This is a genomic window from Tepidiforma bonchosmolovskayae (genome assembly GCF_008838325.1).
Lineage (GTDB): Bacteria > Chloroflexota > Dehalococcoidia > Tepidiformales > Tepidiformaceae > Tepidiforma > Tepidiforma bonchosmolovskayae.
Genome location: NZ_CP042829.1, coordinates 2,021,163 through 2,038,635 on the forward strand (window position 1 = coordinate 2,021,163; position 17,473 = coordinate 2,038,635).

A 17,473-nucleotide genomic window follows, 5' to 3' on the forward strand; every position below is an offset into this window, starting at 1 on the left:
GCCGCGCCGGCGCCCCCGGTGCCGGCTTCGGCCAACGCCGCCGCAGGAGTCCGAACGATGTCGAACCGCATGCTCGCCCTCATGATGGGCGTGGTCGCATTCCTCATCCTCGCCGTCGGGGTCGTCTTCGTCATCGCCCTCGCCGGCGGCGGCAACGACGACACGACCCCGGCCTCGCCCGGCGGCAGCGACCGGCCCCGCTCCTCCGCAGGCGGCATCTGTGCCGGCAAGTCGCTCATCGTTCCCGGCTCTCAGCCCAACACTGTCCTCGACCCGATCCAGGTCGTCGACGTCTCGACCAGCGAGTATGTCGTCGAAATCTTCGGCGGCCTCGTGACCCTCGACCCCGACCTCAAAGTCGTCGGCGATATCGCCGAGAGCTGGGAGGTCTCCAACGGCGGCCGCACCTACACCTTCCGCCTCCGCGACAACGTCGTCTTCCACACCGGCAACCAGCGCCGCGTCACCGCCGAAGACGTCAAGTACTCCATCGAGCGCGCCGCCGACCCCGCCAACGCCTCCCCCACCGTCGTCGCCTACCTCGGCAACATCGTCGGCCTCAAGGACCGCTTCCAGGGCCGCGCACCCTCAGTCTCCGGCGTCAAAGTCATCGACGAGCGCACCCTGCAGATCGACCTGCTCGAACCGTCCGACTACTTCATCTTCGAGCTGACCTACCCGGTCTCCTTCGTCGTCGACCGCCAGCAGATCGAGGCCGACCCCCGCAACTGGACCCGCAATCCCAACGGCACCGGCCCCTTCCGCCTCGCCGAGTTCAAGCCTGCCGAGCGCATCCGCCTCGTCAAGAACTCGCGCTACCACCTCGGCGCCCCGAAGGTGGATGAAGTCATCTTCCAGCTCGGCGGCGGCTCCCTCCTCACCCAGTACCAGAACGACGAAATCCACCTCACGCCCGTCCCCGCCTCGCTCCTCGATTCCATCCTCGACGGCTCGAACCCCCTGTCGAAGGAGTACCGCTCCTACCGGGGGCTCGCGACCTTCTACTTCACCCTCAATCCCAACAAGCCCCCGTTCGACGACCCGAAGGTCCGGCAGGCCTTCGCAATGTCCATCGACCGCGAGACCATCAACACCGTCCTCCTCTTCGACTACTACGAAGTTGCGGGCGGCATCGTCCCCGGCGCCATGCCCGGCCGCTCCAGCTCCGTCAAGACCTATCCCTACGACCCCCAGCGCGCAAAACAGCTCCTGTCCGAATCCAAGTACGCCGCCAGCATGCCCCGGATCATCCTGACCTACGCCGGCAGCGGCGCTGCCCCCGGCGATCTCCTCGTCGCCATTCAGGAGAACTGGCAAAAGGTCCTCGGCGTCACCGTCGAACTCCAGGCGATCGATTCCGCCGCCTTCCTCCGCGAACAGCGCCAGGCCAACTTCCAGATCCAGAGCGACGGCTGGTCAGCCGACTACCCCGACCCCGAGAACTTCCTCGGCAAGCTCTTCGCCAGCGACAGCCCGCTCAACTACACGAAGTACAAGAACCCCGAAGTCGATGCCCTCCTGAAGCAGGCCCGCGTCGAAACCAACCGCGAACGCCGCTACCAGCTCTACGCCCAGGCCGAACAGAAGATCATCGACGACGCCACCGTCATCCCAACCTTCTGGTCCGTGGAGCACATGCTTGTCAAGCCGTGCGTCCAGGGCCTGCCCGACGCCCCCATGACCATCCCCAGGTACCGGTACGTCGAGATCAAGGAGCCCTGAGCCGTGGCACCGGGCCTCGCCGGCTACATCGTCCGCCGTCTTCTCTGGGCGATCCCGGTGCTCTTCGCCATCTCCGTCATCGTCTTCTACATGCTCCGGCTCGCCCCGGGTGACCCCGTCGATACCCTCCTCGGCCAGCGCTACCAGGAGGAGGAGGCCGCGCTCATCCGCAAAAAGTACGGGTATGACCGCCCCATCCACGTCCAGTACGTCAAGTACATGCAGAACCTCCTCCGGGGCGACCTCGGCATCTCCACGCGCCACCAGAACTTCACCGTCTCCGAAATCATCCTCCCGAAAATCTGGGTCTCAGCTCGCCTCGGCTTCATTGCCCTCGTCATCAGCTTCTTCCTGGGCATCGCCGCCGGCATCTACGCCGCACTCGCCCGCGGCACCTTCCTCGACCCGCTCACCATCTCCTTCTGGCTCGCGATCGACGCCGTCCCCATCTTCGTCGCCATCCCCTTCCTCCAGTGGCTCTTCGCCATCAAGCTCGACCTGGTCGGCCTCGGCTGGCAGGGATTCACCAGCGCCAACATCATCCTCCCCATCCTCGTCCTTTCCCTCCCCGGAACCGCCGGTATCGCCCGCTTCGTCCGCGCCTCCGTCATCAGCGTCATGAAAGAGGACTACGTCCGCACCGCCCGGGCCAAGGGCCTCCCGGAGCGGATCGTTGTCATCCGACACATCGCCCGCAACGCCCTCCTCCCGCTCATCACCATCATCGGGCTCTCCCTCCCCGGCGTCGCCGGCGGCTCGCTCATCGTCGAGCAGCTCTTCGGCATCCCCGGCATCGGCGCCGAAAGCTTCGAAGCCGTCCTTGCGCCCGATTTCGATGTCATCCTCGCCCTCGTGCTCTTCGGCTCCGTCCTCTTCGTCCTCGCCAACATCCTGATCGACATCCTGTACGCGGTCATCGACCCGCGAATCCGCCTCGGGAGCCAGCGCGGATGAGCACCGCCATCGCCGCCGACCCGCTCGCCATCGAAGCCCGCGCGGCCGCGTCCCCCCGCCGCCGCTTCTTCCGCCAGCTCCTGCGCAAGAAACTGGCCATGCTCGCCATCGTCTATCTCGCGATCTTCTACACCTGCGGCATCTTCGCGCCGCTCATCGCACCGCACGACCCCTACGAGCAGAACCTCGTCCCCGGCGCCACCCGGCAGGGCCCCTCCTCCGAGCACTGGCTCGGCACCGATGCCCTCGGCCGCGACCTCGCCAGCCGGGTCATCTACGCCGCCCGCACCACCGTGGTCTTCACCGTCGTCGTGCTCATCAGCGGAAGCCTCGTCCTCGGGCTCGGCCTCGGCCTGCTCGCCGGCTACCGCGGCGGCTGGGTCGATACCCTCATCATGCGCGTCGGCGAGGTCCTCGCCGGCCTCCCCACCCTCCTCCTCATGCTCGCCATCACTGCCGCCTTCCGTACGCGCATCAACGACGTCGCCTTCTGGCTCCAGGACAACACCTTCCTCGGCTCCGACGCCCGCACCTTCGTCAAGTTCTCCATCATCGTCTTCGCCACCGTCCCCTTCGCATGGATCGGCACCAGCCGGATCGTCCGCAGCCAGGCTCTCGCCATCCGCGAGGAGACCTACGTCCTCGCCGCCGAAGCGATGGGGGCCTCCTCCTGGCGCATCATCACCCGTCACATCCTTCCCGGCGTCCTCCCCCTTTTTGTCGTCGGCGTCTCCGCCGGCATGGCCGGCACCGCCGGCGCCGAAGTCACCCTCAGCTTCCTCGGGCTCGGCATCGACCCGCCCACCGCCAGCTTCGGCTCCCTCATCGCCGCCGGCGCCGGGCCCCAGACCTTCGAGCGCTACCCCCACCTCCTCCTCGCCCCGGCCATCCCGGTCACCCTCTTCTTCTTCGCCTGGAACCTCCTCGGCGACGCCCTCGTCGACCTCCTCGAACCGCGCACTCAGGCCGTCCGCTGACGTCATCCCGTCGCCCCCGGGCCCGCTCCGGGTCGTTTGCTATACTCGAAGCGGAGGAACGTTTCAGCCCGTGAAGGTAACCCTTGAGCGGCTCCCCGAGAGCCGCGTCCAGCTTGAAATCGAAGTCGACGAAGAGCGGCTCGAGCGGTCGCTCGATGCCGCCTACCGCCGCATCGCGAAGCGCAACCGCTTCCCCGGGTTCCGCCCCGGCAAGGCCCCCCGCGCCATCGTCGAGCGGGCATTCGGCCGCCAGGGCCTCATCCGCGAAGCCCTCGATGACCTCGTCCCCGACGTCTACAACGAGGCGATCGAAGCCGAGGACGTCCCGGCCATCGGCCAGCCCGAGCTCGAAATCGCCTCGCTCGAGCCGCTGCGCTTCAAAGCCATCGTGCCGGTCCGCCCCACCGTCGAACTGAACGACTACCGAAGCATCCGCGTTGAGCGCGAACCGGTCGAAGTCACCCCCGAAATGGTCGACCAGCAGCTCGAAGCGCTCCGCAAGCGCCACGCCACCCACGTCCCCGTCGATCGCCCCGTCCAGTGGAACGACATCCTCATCGCCGATGTCTCGGCTTCGATCGACGGCGAAGAGGTCCTGCGCGACGAAGGGGCCGAGTTCCAGCTCCGCGAAGGCGAGACGCTCTTCGTCGAAGGGCTTGCCGAAGCCTTCCTCGGCCTCGAAAAGGGGAAATCCCGCACGTTCGATCTCACCTTCCCCGAGGACTTCCACATCGAGCGCTTCCGGGGCAAGACCGCTGCCTTCACCATCACCCTCCGCGAAGTGAAGGAAGAGCAGCTGCCCCCGCTCGATGACGAGTTCGCCCAGTCCATCAACGCCGACGAGTTCCCGACCCTCCATGCCCTCCGCGAGCGCATCGAGGCCGACCTCCGTCGCACCCTCGAAGAGGCAGCCGAGAACCGCTTCCGCGCCGCCGCCGTTGATAAGCTCGTCGAAATCGCCACCATCGAATACCCGCGGATCCTTGTCGAACACGAAATCGACCACCTCATCCGCGACGCGATGGGCAACGACCGGCAGCAGTACCTGGCCTACCTCCAGACCATCGGCCGGACCGAGCAGGAGTTCCGCGAAACGTGGCGGGAAGCCGCCGAAACCCGGGTCAAGCGCTCCCTTGTCCTCGAAAAGCTCGCCGAAGCTGAAGGGATTACCGTTTCCGCCGAAGAGATAGAACAGGAGCTCGATTCGCTGGTCGCGCCCATGGGCGACGATGCCGAACGGTTCCGCCAGATGTTCGCCACCGAAGAGGGGGTCGCCACCATCCGCCGCAACCTGCTCTCGCGGAAGACCCTCGAACGCCTTAGCGCCCTCGCCCGGGGCGAACTCCAGGAGGAACAGGCATGAACCAGCCCCCCAGCATCCACCCGCTCATCTACGACGTCATCCCCACCGTCATCGAGTCCGGTCCCCGCTCCGAGCGCGCCTTCGATATCTTCTCCCTCCTCCTCAAGGAGCGGATTGTCTTCCTCGGCACCCCGATCGATGACCAGGTCGCCAACCTGATTGTCGCCCAGCTCCTCTACCTCCAGCGTGAAGACCCCGAGCGCGATATCTCGCTCTACATCCACTCCCCCGGCGGCGTCATCACTGCCGGCCTCGCCATCTACGACACGATGCAGCTCATCGAGCCCGACGTCTCCACCATCGCCGTCGGGCAGACGGCCTCCATGGCCACCGTCCTGCTCTGCGCCGGCGCCAAGGGGAAGCGCTACGCCCTCCCCAACGCAACCGTCCACATGCACCAGGCCCTCGGCGGCGCCCGCGGCCAGGCCGCTGACATCGAAATCGCCGCGAAGGAGATCCTTCGCAACAACGAAATCATCCGGAACATCATCGCCAAGCACACCGGCCAGCCGGTCGAACGCGTCGCCCACGACTTCGACCGCGACTTCTACCTCGACGCCGAAGGCGCCAAAGAATACGGCTTCGTCGACGAACTCCTCCGCCCCGTGGCGGACAGCAAATAGCACCGAATAACGCAGAGGGGACACCACCGCCTTGGCCACCAACCGAACCAACCGCGTCCAGTACCATTGCTCCTTCTGCGGCAAGAGCCAGGACCAGGTCCGGCGCCTCATCGCCGGCCCCGGCGCCGTCTACATCTGCGACGAATGCGTCGACCTCTGCCGCGAAATCATCGATGAGGAGAACGGTCAGGCCGCGTCCGGTTCCGGCAGCCGCCAGGGCACCGTCACCGTCCAGAACGTCCCCCCGCCCCGCAAAATCTACGAACACCTCAACGAATACGTCATCGGCCAGGAGCAGGCCAAAAAAGTCCTCTCTGTCGCCGTCTACAACCACTACAAGCGCATCGGCCACAACAACGACGGCGACATCGAGCTCGAAAAGTCGAACATCCTCCTCGTCGGCCCCACCGGCGTCGGCAAGACCTACCTCGCCAAGACGCTCGCGAAGCTCCTCGACGTCCCCTTCTCCATCGCCGATGCCACCGCCCTCACCGAGGCCGGCTACGTGGGCGAGGACGTCGAGAACATCCTCCTCCACCTCATCCAGGCCGCCGACTTCGATATCCAGAAGGCCGAACGCGGTATCATCTACATCGACGAAATCGACAAGATCGCGCGCAAGGGCGACAACCCCTCGATCACCCGCGACGTCTCCGGCGAAGGCGTCCAGCAGGCCCTCCTGAAAATCATCGAAGGCTGCATTGCCAACGTCCCGCCCCAGGGTGGCCGAAAGCACCCCCACCAGGATTTCCTCCAGATCAACACCGCCAACATCCTCTTCATCTGCGGGGGCGCCTTCGAGGGCCTCGACAACATCATCGAAAAGCGTCTCACCCGCGACCACGTCCGCCTCGGCTTCCAGGCCGCCCAGCGCGGCTTCCGCGGGCAAAAGCGCAAAGATGAGCTCCTCGCTCACGTCACCCAGGACGACCTCCTCGAGTTCGGTCTCATCCCCGAATTCGTCGGCCGCCTCCCCATGGTCGTCGGCCTCCAGTCGCTCGACGAAGACGCTCTCGTCCGCATCCTGACAGAGCCGAAGAACGCCCTCGTCAAGCAGTACCAGCGCTACTTCGCCATGGATGGCGTCGAACTCGTCTTCACCGACGACGCCCTCCGCGCCATCGCCGACCTCGCCATCAAGCACAAGACCGGCGCCCGCGGCCTCCGCACCGTCCTCGAAGAGACCCTCATGGACGTCATGTACGAAATCCCCGGCCGCACCGACATCAAGAAGTGCGTCGTCAACGCCGACTGCGTCGTCAACAAGACCCGGCCGCTCCTCCTTACCCGTGGCGGCCAAGCCGTCGACCTCTCAACCTCCGGCGAAGGCGTCCGAGAGCCGGCCTGAACGAGCCCTGTTTGCCCAACCCTCCCGGCCGTGTGCTTCAATAGCACACCCGGAGGTTTGCCCGTGCTCACCCGCCTCGACCGCATCCAGCTCGTTGTCCGCGACCGCGCCGAAGCCGCCGAGCGCTTCGCTGCCCTCTTCGGCGCCCGTCGCCTCGCCGAAGACGCCTCGGCAGTCCTCGGCGCCCGCCGCACCACCCTCCAGGCCGGCGAGTCGCTCATCGAACTGCTGACGCCCTCAGGGCCCGGCCCCGCCCGGCAGTTCGCCGACCGCTGGGGCGAGGGGCTGTATGGCGCCGGCTTCGCCACGCCCTCCATCGAGGCCATGGCCGCCCGTCTCGACGCCAACCACGTTCCGTACACCATCGAACACGGCGCCCTCTATCTCCGCGAAGCCCCGTACGGCATGCCGGCCGTCATCGTCCAGGACGTTCCCCGCGAGCCGGTCGGCGATATCCGCTCCATCTACGAAGTCACCAACCCCGTCCCAGACTGGCGCGCCGCCGCCGACTACTACACCCGCATCTTCGGCCTCGAACTGGCCCACTTCTGCCCGATCCGCAGCGAGCTCTACGGCTATGAAGGCGTCCTCACCCTCTTCGACCCGCCCCACCGGCTCGACCGCATCGAAATCACCCAGACCTTCGGCGGCCGCGCCATGGACCGCTTCTTCCAGAAGCGCGGCCCTTCCCTCTACATGTGCTACCTCGAAACCGATGACGTGCCCATGCTCGAGGCCCGCCTCGACGCGCTCGGCCTTCAGTACTCCCAGGCCGAGGGGCGCCCTCCCGGCACGAACATCTTCATCCATCCGAAGTCGCTCTTCGGCATGCTGGTCGGCGTCTCAAAAACCAACTTCGCCTGGCTCTGGAGCGGCCGCCCCGACCTCAGCGGCGCTCCCGAAGGCACCCCGCTGATCCATTGACCCCGCGAGCCTGCCCGTGAGCCTCCGCCGACTCCTGCTCGTCCTCGGCCTGTTGGCTGTCAGCGCGAAACTGCTCGCCGGCCGCCTCATCCGCGCCGAGGTCCAGGGCGAGAGCATGCGCCCCGCGCTCCGCCCCGGCGACTGCGTCGTCGCCGACCGCCGCGCCTACCGCACCCACCCGCCCCGCCCCGGTGACGTCGTCCTCGCCCACGACCCGCGGAACTTCGACCGCCTGCTCGTCAAGCGCGTGGCGCGCGTCCACGCCGACGGAGCCGTCGACCTCCGCGGCGACAACCCCGCCGCCAGTACCGACAGCCGCGAGTTTGGCGCCGTCCCGCCCTACCTCATCGAAGGCCGAGTCCTCGGCCGCTACTGGCCGTGGCCCTCCGTCGCAAGGCGCCGCAGCACCAGCGCGTCCGTCGGAAATGCCAGCTCCGGCGGCTGAGCCGGGTCGAACCACCCCAGCTCGCTCAGCTCCCCGTCCGCCGGCCGCAGCCGGCCGCCGGTCACGCGTCCCACGAACCAGATGCCCACGGTCAGCCGGTCCGGGTCATGGAAGTTCGAGTGCACGTCGTACACGCCTGCCAGCTCCACCTCGAGCCCTGTCTCCTCCCGGAACTCGCGGGTTGCCGCGGCCCGCACCTCCTCCCCCCACTCGAGCCGCCCGCAGGGGATGCACCACAACCCGGCCCGGCGCCCGCCGGCCCGCCGCCCCAGCAGCACCCGCCCCTTCGCGTCCCGCACGATGACCGCCACACCGACGCCGGGGTAGCGCACCTCCCGGTAGCCGCACGAGGGGCACGGCGTCGTCGGGTCGACCGGACCGGCGCCCCGTTCGCACCCGCATTCCGGGCAGAACCTCCAGCCGCTCATGGCGCCGGCAGCCGCCCCTCCGCCCGCAGCCCTGCGAGCGCCATCAGCGCCGCTGTCGCCCGCTCGATGGCCGCCCCAAGTTCAGCATTCGCCGGTTCCGCGCCCTTTCCCCACTGATCCGCCGCCCGCGAGACCACCACATCCGGAACGCCCGCCACCGCACCGATGTGCCGCAGCACTCGCGTCACATCCGTCCCGCCCGGCTCGGCGTCACCCCCGGCAATCGCCACGACCAGGAACGGCTTCCCGCCCGCCTCCGGCGCGTCGATGAAGTCGAGCGCATTCTTCAGCCCGCCCGGCAGCGCCCCGTGATACGACGGCACCGCCACCACAAACCCGTCGGCCTCCCGGCACGCTGCGCGCCACGCTCCCACGGCCTCCGGGTACTGCCCCTCCGGGCGCCCGTCCAGCAGCGGCAGCTGCCCGATATCGAACGTCACACAGTCGGCCCCCAGCGATGCCAGCCGTCCCAGCGTGAACTGCAGCGCCCGGTCAGCCGTGCTGCCGGGCCGAATCGCCCCGTTGATGCCAAGTATCCGTACCATGCCGCGAAGCCTACGCCGCCGGCGTCGCCCGGGCGAGCCGCGCTACACTGCCCCCATGGTGCGCATCGCCGTCGTCGGCTCGCTCATGATGGACCTCGTCGTTCGCGCGCCGCGCCCTGCGCTCCCCGGCGAATCCCTCATCGGCCGCTCCTTCAGCACCTTCGTCGGCGGCAAAGGCGGCAACCAGGCCACCGCCGCCGCCCGCCTCGGCGCGCAGGTCACCATGGTCGGCGCCGTCGGCCGCGACTCCTTCGGCGATACCATCCGCGCCAGCCTCGCCGCCGCGGGCATCGATACCCGCTTCGTCCGCCAGCTCGACCACGAAGGGACCGGAGTCGCCGTGCCCGTCGTCTTCGATGACGGCAGCAACCTCATCTACGCCCTCCCGCGCGCGAATCTCGCCCTCGCCCCTGCCGACGTCGAAGCCGCCCGCGACGCCATCGCCGCGGCCGACCTCCTCCTTGTCCAGTTCGAAGTCGCGCCCGAGGCCACCCTGGCCGCCCTCCGCATCGCCCGCGCCGCCGGCGTCCATGCGCTGGTCAACCCTGCGCCGGTCGCGCCGCACCCGCCGGAAGTCTTCCGCCTTGCCGACCTCCTGGTCCCGAACGAGGTCGAAGCCGCCGCGCTCTCCGGCCTGCCCGCTGCCGGCCCGGCCGCACAGGCCGCGGCGCTCCGCGACCTTGGGCCGGCCGCCGTCATCATCACCCTCGGCGAGCGCGGCGCCTTCGTGCTGGCCCCCGAAGGGCACGCCTCCGTCCCCGCGCCCGCGGTCAACGCGGTCGACACCGTCGGCGCCGGCGATGCCTTCTGCGGCGCGCTGGCCGTCCGCCTCGCCTCCGGCGACCCCCTCCCGGACGCCGCCGTATTCGCCTGCCGGGCCGCAGCGCTCGCCTGCACCCGCCCCGGCGCCGCTGCCTCGCTGCCCACCCTCGCTGAGGTCGAAGATTTTACCTCCCGGTTGCCCGCCTGATGGGAACCTTTGCCGTCGCGCCGGCGTTTCGCCTTGAAGATGGTGATCGCGGCACGGATACTGGGAGACGCCCCGGGGTCCCAGCTTGAGCGTTCAACAGCGTTTCTGCCCCCTCTGCGATCGCGCCTTCGAAGATGGCGAAGCGGTGCTCCGCTGCACCGGCTGCGGCGTTCTCCACCATCCCGGCTGCTGGGTCGCCAACAACGGCTGCGCGACCCGCGAACCGCACCAGTCCTCGCCGCAGGCGATGGCCTACGGCGGCGCTGGCCGGCCGCCCGGCGAACCGGCCCCCCATCCCGGCGAGGGCACCCGCGTCGCGCCGCCCCCGCCCCCGCCGCCGCCCGCGGGGCCGCTCCAGTCCGGGCCGCAAGGTTCCGAACCCGAACCCGTCATCGGCACCACCTTCGTTCGTCGGCAGCTCCCCGAAGACGTCGCGCCTCCGGTCGGCAGCGGTCCGCGCCGGTACCAGCCCCCGCGCGACGAGCCCCTTCCGCGCAAACCCCTGCCGCGCATCTACGAACGCCACCGCTGGCTCGCCTACTGGTACATCCCTCTCGCCGTGCTCCTCGCCGCCGGGGTCGCCTTCGGCATCATCTGGGCCGCCGGGCGCCTCACCGGCAGCGAGCCCGCAAGCCCCGGCCCCTCCCCGACCGCGGTCCCGGCCGCGTCGCCCACGCCCACCGCGCCGGCCTTCAGCACCCCGGCGCCCACCGGCTCCCCGGCCCTGCCCACGCCCCCGGCCACCGCCTCCGTCGGGCCCGGCCGGTTCACCGCCGGCCAGCGCCTCGTCGTCACCGGCACCGGCGATTGCCTGAACGTCCGCACAAATCCCGGCACAGAAAACGACGCCATCGTATGCCTGCAGGATGGCGCCGAGGTCCGCGTTACCGGCGGACCCCAGCAGGCCGGGAACTTCACGTGGTGGAAAGTTCAAACCACGCTGGGTGAAGGATGGGCGGTCGAAAACTACCTCACACCGGCGCCCTGATCGCGCCCCTCCTCGCAGCCCTCGCCCTGGTCACCGGCGGCTGCGGCTGCGGCACCGCCGTCGACATCGTACCCCCGTCCGAAACGCCGGCGCCCGCGGCCACCCCCACGCCGGCGCCGACCCCCTCCCCCACGCCTGACCCCATCGGCCCGCCTCCGCGCGATATCGCTGAAGCCCGCCAGGCCTTGGAGCGGCTGCAGCGCACCACCGGACCGTGCAGCCCCACGGTCGCTGAGCGCTGGGGCCTCTCCTGCATCGAGGCCGACATCGACGGCGACCTCGCCCCCGACTCCGCCATCCTCCTTCCGCTGCCCCAGCCCGCACCGGTCGGCCCCTACCCCGGCGTCGTCTTCGTCAATCTCACCACGGCCCCCGGGTTCGTCGCCCTGTCGCCGCCCGGCGCCGCCGACACCTCCATCCTCGGCCGCGCCATCTTCTCGGTGGCCGACCGCGACGGCCGCCCGCGCCCTGAGGTCGCCTTCCTCGAGAACTTCTGCACGGCCACCCGCTGCGCCACCCTCGTTCGCGTCTACACGTGGGACGGTACCACCTGGCGCGACATCGGCCCCGCCGACCAGGGCATCACCGGCGTCGACCGCGTCGCCTTCGAGGGCGCCGGCGCGTCCACCGCCATCGTCATCCACGCCGCCCCTTCGAGCAGCCTCGCCGCAGGCCCCACCCGCGGCGGGACCTATCGCTACACCCTCTCTGGCGGGAGGTTCAGCGCGCTCAGGGTCGACCTCGACCGGCCCGTGTTCCTATTCCACGCCATCCTCGATGCCGATGACCGCTTCGTCCGCGGCGAATGGGAGGCTGCTGTTGCCATCTACGAAGCTGCCATCGCCGACCGCAACCTCCGCGACTGGAAGGCCGAAAATGGCCGCGGCGACTCCCGCGACGCGCTCGTCACCTACGCCCTCTTCCGTATCGCCGTAGCCACTGCCGCCTCAGGCGCCGACCCCAATCCCGCCATCGACCGGGTCATCCGCGAGGGGCGCGAGCAGGTCTTCCTGAACGCCGCCGAGGCCTTCCGCAAGGGTTACCAGGAGCGCGGGTCCGTCGTCGGCGGCTGCCTCGAAGCGACCCGCTACCTCGCCACCACCGGACCCGGCATCGACACCCCCGGCTACGTCCAGCGCCTGCTCGACCACGGCTACGCCAACCCCCAGTACACCTACCGGGACATCTGCCCGCTCTGAGCCTTTCGGGCGACCGGAGGCCCTACAGCAGCAGCCGCCGCAGGTTCGCCATCTCGATCGCTGCCAGCGCTGCCTCTTCGCCCTTGTGCCCGTCCTTCCCGCCGGCCCGCGACAGCGCCTGCTCCACCGTGTCGACCGTCAGCACCCCGAAAATCACCGGCACGCCCGTCTCTTGGGCCGCCTGCCGGATGCCCTCGGCCGCTCCGCCGGCCACGTATTCGAAATGCGCCGTCTCGCCGCGGATCACCGCCCCGAGGCAGACCACCGCGTCATACCGTCCTGAAGCCGCCGCCCACTTCGCCGCGGTCGGCAGTTCGAATGCCCCCGGCACCCACGCCACCGTGACATCCCCATCGGCGAGGCCCCGCTCGCGCAGCACCTTCTCCGCGCCCTCGAGCAGCCGCCGGGTCACGAACTCGTTCCACCGCGAGACCACCACGCAGACGCGCAGCCCGGCCCCGTCGAGCGCCCCCTCCAGCACCCGGCTCACGAGCCGCCCTCGACAACCAGCGACTCCAGCCCGTCCAGCAGGTGCCCCATCCGCTGCCGCTTCGTCTCCAGGTAGCGGATGTTGTGCGGGTTGGGCGTCGTTACAATCGGCACCCGCTCGACCACCTCGAGCCCGTACGCCTCCAGCCCTGCCCGTTTCGCCGGGTTGTTGGTAATCAGCCGCATCTTGCTCACGCCGATGTCGCGCAGGATCTGCATGCCGATGCCGTAGTCGCGGCGGTCGGCCGGGAAGCCCAGCGCAAGGTTGGCGTCAACCGTATCCAGCCCCCGCTCCTGCAGCTCATAGGTCCGCAGCTTGTTGTGCAGCCCGATCCCGCGGCCCTCCTGCCGCATGTACAGGAAGACGCCGCCCTCCTCGGCGATCATCTTCAGCGCCTTCTCCTTCTGCTCCCCGCAGTCGCACCGCAGCGACCCGAACACATCCCCCGTCACGCACTGGTCGTGCACGCGCACGAGCGTCGGCCGGTCCGGGTCAATCTCCCCCTTCACCAGCGCGACATGCTCATCCGGCTGCCCCTCTGCCTTATACCCGAGGATCATCATCTCCCCGTACGGCGTCGGCAGCCGCGTCTCCGCCACCCGCGTCACCAGCCGCTCCGTCCGCAGGCGGTACCGGATGATGTCGTTCACGGTCACGATGCGCAGCCCGTGCCGCCGGGCGAACCGCTTCAGGTCCGGCATCCGGGCCATCTGCCCGTCCATCTTCATGATTTCGCAGATGACGGCCGCCGGGTACAGCCCCGCCAGCTTCGCAAGGTCGACGCTCGCCTCCGTCTGCCCCGCCCGGACCAGCACCCCGCCCTTCCGCGCCCGCAGCGGGAACATATGCCCCGGCCGCGCAAGGTCCTCAGGGCGTGTCGCCGGGTCGATCAGCACCTGCACCGTCCGCGCCCGGTCCGCCGCGCTGATCCCCGTCGTCACCCCGGTCCGCGCCTCGACCGAAACCGTGAACGGCGTCCCAAAGCCGGAGGTATTCGAGCGCGGGTCCACCATCAGCGGGAGCTGAAGCTGGTCGCACCGCTCCTCCGTCAGTGAGCAGCAGATGAGCCCCCGCCCGTACTTCGCCATGAAGTTGATGTGCTCCGGCGTCACGAACTGCGCCGCAATGCACAGGTCCCCTTCGTTCTCCCGGTCTTCGTCGTCGGTGATGATGACGAACTTCCCGCGCCGGTACTCCTCGATCGCCTCCGGCACCGTCGCCATCACCGGGTCGCGCTCCGTCATTGCCCCGCCTCCTGTGCTCGCGCCTCGAGCAGCGCGTCAACGTACCGCGCCAGGATGTCCGTCTCCAGGTTCACCCGGTCGCCAGGCTTCCGGCCGACCAGGTTCGTGTGCTCCTGCGTGTACTGCACCAGCGAGACCGAAAAGCTTTCCGCGTCCTTCGCGATGATGGTCAGGCTGATGCCGTCGATGCACACCGGCCCCTTCACCACCATGTACTTCAGCAGCTCCCTGGGCGCCCGGATCCGTACGATCACGGCATCCCCCTCCGGCATGAACGATTCGATCGTCCCGGTTCCCTCCACCACCCCGCGGACAATGTGCCCGCTCAGACGGTCGGTCGGGCGGCACGACCGCTCCAGGTTCACCCGGTCCCCGGGCCGCAGCTCACCGAGGTTGCTCCGACGGTACGTCTCCGGCATCAGGTTCGCGAAGAACGTGTCCCCGGCGATCTCCGCCACCGTCAGGTCCACCCCGTTGATGGCAATCGAGTCGCCGAGCTTCGTGTCCTGCAGGATGAGCGGTGCGCGGATGCGCAGCGTCCCCTCGCCCGCCTCCACCACCTCGCCAACCTCTTCGATGATTCCCGTGAACATCAGCCGTGCCCCTCGCCCGCCGGATGGCTGATGTCACCTTGCGCTGCTGCCATCGATGCCTGGCCCCCGGGTCCGTAGTCGCGATCTCCCCGGGGCAGACGGGCATACGACGGCGACCGCCGACCGGCGCCGCGCATAGCGCAGCGCCAGCCCTGTTCTCTCCCATCCGGACTGTTACCGTCGGCCCCGGGATTCCACCGGGTCAGCCCCTCGCCGCGCCAGCGGCTCGGGGGTCGCGGGCTCTCACCGCCGGTGGGGAATTGCACCCCGCCCCGAGAACATCACCTGTATCGTTCGCCTTGGGCTAAGGGTTGTCAAGGGGCCAGCGCCCGCTGCCGGCGCCCCTCGCTCACCGTTGCCGAGCCCTTGACCCCCCCCCAATTTGTGGCTAGCATGACGAAAATTATGCACCGGAGGTCGCCCATGAAGCGAGTGGCTGTCATCGTTGCTTGTGCGACAGTCACGCTCGCGTCGTTCACGGCAGAACGGAGCGCTGGGGCACTTGCGACGCAGGTCTGGGTAATGCCAGCCCATCAGAACGGCGGTGCTTCCGTTGCTGATTATGGACTGCATTTCGACGACTACGCGGGCCTCGGAGCCTATGACTACTCTGGGTCGCTCTCGCTTTCAACACCGGTCTACGTCCGGGCGATGGCACCCGTCACGCAGGCGTATCCCGTCCGGTACTGGTACTTCCTTGCCGAGGACTGCCGCGTGCGGGCCCGCATGCAGCGCCTGGTCGCAGGGACCTGGGTCACCGATTACGACCACGACATTGACATCCTTCACGTTTCCACGGCCTCTGTGAGCTCCGGGTACACATCAGCCGTCAGCTCCGCAGGGCAGTGGCTTGCTTCCGTCGTTGCCAATCCGGGGTATTGTGGGACGAGCGCGCTCCACCTTCATATGGCCATGCGGCCCTCAGCGTACGTGGCCGTCGTGGATAAGACGGACGACACGTGCTGGGCGAACGGTTCAGAATGTTCGGTAATGGGCGGCAAATCAGTGGGGCTGCATGGACCTTCGGCTACGTCGTGCCCCGGATATCGTGTCGGCTCGACCATCAACCGGTCGGGCGGGGTTGGCTATTCCCCGTCATGGATTCCCTACTCCTGTCAGAACTGGTCCTTACGCTGGCGCTCGCCCGACACGCCAGCGTTCGAAGCACATTGAGCGGCCGGGCAGTGGCGCCCGGCGAAAGGAACCGCGCCATGGCTTCATCGAACATCTCGTGGAGGCACCCCCGGCAGCTTGCGCTGACGGCAGCCGCACTCGCCGCGGTCATCATCGCCGCCGGCGCGCTCCTCTGGAACGCGAGGAGCGGCAGCAGCGAGCAGCCGCCGGTGTCTGCAGCCCCGACGCCTACGCCCGGCCTTCTCTCCGGAGTCCCCGCTGACCCCGTTGGGGCGCTTTCCCGGCTGCAGCAGGAAGCTCCTGCGGCGGCTTCTGCCCTCGATGGGCTCCTCCGCGGCGACCCGGCAGCGACGCTCTCCCGCCTTCGCACCCTGTCGGTCGCCTGCGAAACGATCATGGTGCGCGGCGAAACAGACTGCACGCGCCTCGGCGTGGCCCCCGGCACCGTCATCCGAAAGGTGACGCTCGACCGGCGGCCGAACGGCTTCTGGGCTGATGAAGCCGATGCTCGCAGGGCGGTCGAGTACCTCCTGGCAGGCCCGGTGCCGCGGCTCGACCTCCTCGCCACTATGGCGGATGGCACCACGCTGGCGATCCTCGGGATCGAACCGCGCGACCCGTTCGACGTCCCCGGCGGGCCTGTGCAGGCCTCCCGCCCCGAGAACCGGGTTGCACGCCTCCAGGTTCACATCGCTCCGGACGGGACCATCCTCGGGATCGCTCAGGCCACGTTCTCGACGCCCCCGCTCGAGGTGATCCGCTACGACGAGCACAACGGCATCGGCAGATACACCATCCGCTACGCCTCGCCCGAGCTCCGGCAGCAGGAGGCGGACTTCGCGGCAGGGCTCGCGGACGCCAGCAGGCCTTAGCGTTCCCTCTCGGCCGTCAGCCGGGCGACCCGTTCCACCAGCTTCACCAGCACGTCGTACGTCGCGTACGCATCCGCCAGCGCCCCGTGCTCCCCCATCCGCCCGATCCCGAGCCGGTCCGCCACGTGCCCCAGGTTGAACCGGTCCACCTCGCCGTTGCCGCGGAGCAGCGCCCGCGCAATCACCTGCACATCCAGTGCCGCCAGCGCGAACGGCCACGGAGACCCCAGCGCACGGAACGCCTCCGCGAGGAAGGCGAGGTCCTGCGCCATCCCCCAGCCGGCGACCACCGCATCCCGTCCTACCGTCGCGAAGCGCTCCATCGCCGCCTCGAGGTCGAGCGCGGTCTTCCACGCCTTCGGCGAATAGCCGACCACTTTCAGCGCCGCCGGCACGGCGTTTCCGATCCGCTTCGGCCGCACCCGCGCGCTCCACGACTCCTCCTCCGGCAATCCCGGCGCCAGCGCCGCCCGCACCCCGGCGATGTCGAGAATCTCGTGCACCTGCGGGTTCGGCCCCGACATCTCCAGGTCCACCACGTACAGCGCTGCTGCGGCGGCGAGGTCAGTGAGTTCCGCCGGTTCGCCCGTCGGCCGTCCCTCCGCATCCAGCCGCCGGAGCCCCATCGACAGGACCGACTGCAGCGCCACCATC

General features: G+C 69.0%; 18 protein-coding genes and 1 riboswitch. Of the genes, 12 read left to right on the top strand and 6 right to left on the bottom strand.

The window, feature by feature from the left end; translation table 11 throughout:
• The first annotated feature begins 57 nt into the window (after positions 1-57).
• The 8 genes from Tbon_RS10185 (at position 58) to sodX (ending at position 8,356) form a co-directional block, all read left to right on the top strand.
• Complete coding sequence (locus Tbon_RS10185; RefSeq protein WP_158067603.1) at positions 58-1,722, top strand: peptide ABC transporter substrate-binding protein; 1,665 nt, start codon at positions 58-60, stop codon at positions 1,720-1,722.
• A 3-nt stretch (positions 1,723-1,725) separates the two neighbouring features.
• A complete protein-coding gene (locus Tbon_RS10190) occupies positions 1,726-2,676 on the top strand; it encodes an ABC transporter permease (RefSeq protein WP_158067604.1) in 951 nt (316 codons plus the stop codon).
• The gene (locus tag Tbon_RS10195; RefSeq protein WP_158067605.1) at positions 2,673-3,653 is read left to right on the top strand and encodes an ABC transporter permease; all 981 of its coding nucleotides are present in this window, start codon (positions 2,673-2,675) and stop codon (positions 3,651-3,653) included. The genes Tbon_RS10190 and Tbon_RS10195 overlap by 4 nt, the downstream gene beginning before the upstream one ends.
• A gap of 70 nt (positions 3,654-3,723) precedes the next feature.
• Positions 3,724-5,016 (top strand): trigger factor, encoded by a 1,293-nt coding sequence (gene tig / locus Tbon_RS10200; protein WP_192497907.1) that lies wholly within the window; start codon positions 3,724-3,726, stop codon positions 5,014-5,016.
• The gene (locus Tbon_RS10205; protein ID WP_158067607.1) at positions 5,013-5,639 is read left to right on the top strand and encodes an ATP-dependent Clp protease proteolytic subunit; all 627 of its coding nucleotides are present in this window, start codon (positions 5,013-5,015) and stop codon (positions 5,637-5,639) included. Before tig ends, Tbon_RS10205 begins: the two co-directional genes overlap by 4 nt.
• 31 nt (positions 5,640-5,670) lie before the next feature.
• Positions 5,671-6,987, top strand: coding sequence for an ATP-dependent Clp protease ATP-binding subunit ClpX (gene clpX / locus Tbon_RS10210; RefSeq protein WP_158067608.1), 1,317 nt, complete (start codon positions 5,671-5,673; stop codon positions 6,985-6,987).
• 63 nt (positions 6,988-7,050) lie between these two features.
• The gene (locus tag Tbon_RS10215; RefSeq protein ID WP_192497908.1) at positions 7,051-7,911 is read left to right on the top strand and encodes a VOC family protein; all 861 of its coding nucleotides are present in this window, start codon (positions 7,051-7,053) and stop codon (positions 7,909-7,911) included.
• Positions 7,912-7,927: 16 nt separating this feature from the next.
• Positions 7,928-8,356, top strand: coding sequence for a nickel-type superoxide dismutase maturation protease (gene sodX / locus Tbon_RS10220; RefSeq protein WP_225734597.1), 429 nt, complete (start codon positions 7,928-7,930; stop codon positions 8,354-8,356).
• Here the strand turns inward: sodX and Tbon_RS10225 are convergent.
• Together Tbon_RS10225 and Tbon_RS10230 are read right to left on the bottom strand one after the other, a co-directional pair.
• Positions 8,281-8,784 (bottom strand): NUDIX domain-containing protein, encoded by a 504-nt coding sequence (locus Tbon_RS10225; protein ID WP_158067610.1) that lies wholly within the window; start codon positions 8,782-8,784, stop codon positions 8,281-8,283. The two genes, sodX and Tbon_RS10225, sit on opposite strands and share 76 nt — an antisense overlap.
• Positions 8,781-9,329: an NADPH-dependent FMN reductase gene (locus tag Tbon_RS10230; RefSeq protein ID WP_158067611.1), complete on the bottom strand. Its 549-nt coding sequence runs from the start codon at positions 9,327-9,329 to the stop codon at positions 8,781-8,783. The genes Tbon_RS10225 and Tbon_RS10230 overlap by 4 nt, the downstream gene beginning before the upstream one ends.
• Before the next feature lie 55 nt (positions 9,330-9,384).
• Between Tbon_RS10230 and Tbon_RS10235 the strand changes: the two genes are divergently transcribed.
• From Tbon_RS10235 to Tbon_RS10245, 3 genes are all read left to right on the top strand, one after another.
• The gene (locus Tbon_RS10235) at positions 9,385-10,299 is read left to right on the top strand and encodes a ribokinase (protein WP_158067612.1); all 915 of its coding nucleotides are present in this window, start codon (positions 9,385-9,387) and stop codon (positions 10,297-10,299) included.
• Positions 10,300-10,384: 85 nt separating this feature from the next.
• Positions 10,385-11,287 (top strand): RING finger protein, encoded by a 903-nt coding sequence (locus Tbon_RS10240; RefSeq protein ID WP_158067613.1) that lies wholly within the window; start codon positions 10,385-10,387, stop codon positions 11,285-11,287.
• A complete protein-coding gene (locus Tbon_RS10245; protein WP_158067614.1) occupies positions 11,251-12,486 on the top strand; it encodes a hypothetical protein in 1,236 nt (411 codons plus the stop codon). Before Tbon_RS10240 ends, Tbon_RS10245 begins: the two co-directional genes overlap by 37 nt.
• 22 nt (positions 12,487-12,508) lie before the next feature.
• Here Tbon_RS10245 and ribH read toward each other — a convergent pair whose 3' ends face one another.
• Genes ribH through Tbon_RS10260 form a run of 3 tightly spaced genes read right to left on the bottom strand, consistent with a single transcriptional unit; the run spans position 12,509 to position 14,813 of the window.
• Positions 12,509-12,976, bottom strand: a complete 468-nt coding sequence (ribH, locus tag Tbon_RS10250) for a 6,7-dimethyl-8-ribityllumazine synthase (protein ID WP_158067615.1) — start codon at positions 12,974-12,976, stop codon at positions 12,509-12,511.
• Complete coding sequence (locus Tbon_RS10255) at positions 12,973-14,220, bottom strand: bifunctional 3,4-dihydroxy-2-butanone-4-phosphate synthase/GTP cyclohydrolase II (RefSeq protein WP_225734598.1); 1,248 nt, start codon at positions 14,218-14,220, stop codon at positions 12,973-12,975. Before Tbon_RS10255 ends, ribH begins: the two co-directional genes overlap by 4 nt.
• Positions 14,217-14,813, bottom strand: a complete 597-nt coding sequence (locus Tbon_RS10260; RefSeq protein ID WP_098504514.1) for a riboflavin synthase — start codon at positions 14,811-14,813, stop codon at positions 14,217-14,219. The genes Tbon_RS10255 and Tbon_RS10260 overlap by 4 nt, the downstream gene beginning before the upstream one ends.
• A 150-nt stretch (positions 14,814-14,963) precedes the next feature.
• A riboswitch (FMN riboswitch) is annotated at positions 14,964-15,097 on the bottom strand.
• Between the two features lie 927 nt (positions 15,098-16,024).
• Here Tbon_RS10260 and Tbon_RS10265 point away from each other — a divergent pair.
• Positions 16,025-16,819, top strand: coding sequence for a hypothetical protein (locus Tbon_RS10265; RefSeq protein ID WP_133117616.1), 795 nt, complete (start codon positions 16,025-16,027; stop codon positions 16,817-16,819).
• Here Tbon_RS10265 and Tbon_RS10270 read toward each other — a convergent pair.
• Entirely contained in the window at positions 16,816-17,472 is a 657-nt protein-coding gene (locus Tbon_RS10270) for a 3'-5' exonuclease (RefSeq protein WP_158067616.1), read from the bottom strand. The two genes, Tbon_RS10265 and Tbon_RS10270, sit on opposite strands and share 4 nt — an antisense overlap.
• Position 17,473 lies beyond the last annotated feature (1 nt).